1 protein-coding gene is annotated in these 1,693 nt (G+C 68.9%); it reads right to left on the reverse strand.

What is annotated here, in order from left to right:
- Positions 1–1,669, reverse strand: a 1,669-nt coding sequence (locus AB0L71_RS32645) for an AMP-binding protein (RefSeq protein ID WP_365250370.1), incomplete at its 3' end; no start/stop codon positions are given.
- Positions 1,670–1,693 lie beyond the last annotated feature (24 nt).

Raw genomic sequence — 1,693 nt, forward strand, 5'->3', positions numbered from 1 at the left:
CGGTCAGCCCCGGCCGCCCCGCATAACCACGCGCGACACCCGCCCCACCGACACACAACTCACCCCGCACCCCCGGCGGCACCAACCCACCCCACTCATCCACCACATACGCCCGCACATTGGCCAGCGGGCCGCCGATCCCCGTCGGCCGGTCCGGCCGTACACGGGCGAACGTGCTGTCCACGGCACATTCCGTGGGCCCGTAGAAGTTGAACGCGGCCACACCGTCGAGCTGGGACAGCTCCTCCCAGAGCACCTGGTCCATCGCCTCCCCGCCGACCGAGAGCACGGCGGGACGCGGATGTCCCTCCCGGAACATGCCGACCCCGGCCAGCTCCCTCACCACGGACGGCGTGACGTCCATGAACGCGATGTCGTGGTCGGCGACGTACCGTGCCAGCGCCTGCATGTCCAGCCGCGTCGTGTTGTCGACGATGTGCAGTTCGTGCCCCTCGAACATCCACAGGACGGCTTCCCAGTGGGTGTCGAAGCTGAGCGGCGCCGTCAGAAGGGCCCGCGTCGGCTCGGGACGGAACTCCTGGAACGCCTCCCGGTGTGCGTGGAACAGGTTGTGGATGGCGCGATGCGGTACGGTCACGCCCTTGGGCCTGCCGGTCGATCCCGACGTGAACAGCAGATACGCGGCATGCTCCGGCAACAGCGGCGCCAGCCGGTCCGCGTCCGTGAGGTCCTCCTCGCCCACGTTCCCGACAGCGGTCTGACGCAGAACGTCCGCCAGATCCACCCAGTGCGTCTCCTCCGGCCAGGACACCGAGGCCCGCCCGTCACCCAGCACCACCACCGGTGCCGCATCCTCCAGCACCGCCCTCACCCGAGCCGCCGGCAAGTCCTCCCCCACCGGCACATACGCCCCACCCGCCTTCAACACCCCCAGCACAGCCACCACCAACTCCACCGACCGCGACACACCCAACACCACCCGCGCATCCGGCCCCACCCCACGACCCACCAACCAACGCGCCAACCGATTCGCCGCCGCATTCACCGCACCGAACGACAACGACACCCCACCAGCCACCACCGCCACACCCGAAGACGACCGAGCCACCTGCGCCTCGAACAGCTCCGGAACCACACCCGCCGACACCCCACCACCCGAACCCGCGACACCGGCGACACCGGCGAGCCACTCCCGCTCCCCCTCCGACATCAGCTCCGCATCACCCACCCGCATCCCCGGATCCGCCGCCACACACTCCAGGAACCGCACGAACCGATCCGCCAACCCCCGCACCGACACCTCATCAAACAGATCCAGCCGATAGGCCAGCCCACCCTGCAGACCCCCCTCCCCGTCGATCAGGGTCAGGTCGAGGTCGGCGGGAACGTGCACCGCACCGGGTTCCATCCGTTTGGCGTCGAGGCCGGCGAAGCCCGACTTCGCGAGGGGCTCGGTGGCGGATTCCGCGAAGTAGGAGAACATGGCTTGGTAGACGGGGTTGCGGCTGGTGTCGCGGGTGGGCCGGATTCTTTCCACCACCGAGCTGAAGGGCACGTCCTGGTGGGCCATGCCTTCCAACACTGTGGCGCGGACCTGTTCCAACAGGTCCGTGAAACGCGTTCCCAGTTCCCAACGCCCCCGCAGAGCGACCACGTTGACGAAATATCCCATCAACGGCGCCGTCTCGGGACGCGTCCGCCCGGTCATCGGGCACCCCACCACGACATCACG

It is taken from the genome of Streptomyces sp. NPDC052052, from assembly GCF_040680455.1.
GTDB lineage: Bacteria > Actinomycetota > Actinomycetes > Streptomycetales > Streptomycetaceae > Streptomyces.